At 43.8% G+C, this 511-nt stretch carries 1 protein-coding gene; it reads right to left on the bottom strand.

Features of this window, described 5'->3' with window-relative positions; translation table 11 throughout:
• Positions 1-114 precede the first annotated feature (114 nt).
• A complete protein-coding gene (locus tag R7Q48_RS31325; RefSeq protein ID WP_001069954.1) occupies positions 115-342 on the bottom strand; it encodes a helix-turn-helix transcriptional regulator in 228 nt (75 codons plus the stop codon).
• Between the last annotated feature and the right edge of the window lie 169 nt (positions 343-511).

Below are 511 nucleotides of genomic sequence, written 5' to 3'. Positions count from 1 at the left end.
TATATATTTCGTGCTTAGCTCTAGTTTACCGCTGGCACCCGAGGCACTTTTTTGCCGAATAGTTCCCCTAGCCTGAACATCCGTTACATCTTTAAGCGTCATGTGAACTCAGACTTACCAAATAAAACCAGGTCTTGCGGCTTTTAACGCAGACCTGCGCTTTTCTTCTATCCAGTTCTCCACTTCAGCCAGGTCCCAAGCAACACTTCGGCTGGTCAGAACAATACGACGAGGAAACTCACCGCGCTGTTCCAGGTTATAGATGGTTCGATCAGACAAAGGGATCATGCTGAGTAAGGTTTTGCGATTTATCAGCGTTTTGTTTGTCATTGATGGATTCATAACCTTCTCCTTTTCAACATTCTTGGGTTGATAATGCCAGGAGCTGCCTGTAGATTAGACTAATCATTGGACAAAAAGGTTGGACATGAAAATGTTTGAAACTGAGGTAGATGCGTCAGAACGACTAGGTCAGTTTTATATCCCTGTATGGGAGAATTCTGACAAGTCT

It is taken from the genome of Vibrio sp. 378 (assembly GCF_033339435.1).
This window is presented reverse-complemented; position numbering and strand designations above follow the sequence as displayed.

What these genes read in the sequence shown, in the direction of transcription:
- R7Q48_RS31325 (WP_001069954.1), bottom strand. Translation starts at nt 342, where the DNA reads ATGAATCCATCAATGACAAACAAAACGCTGATAAATCGCAAAACCTTA.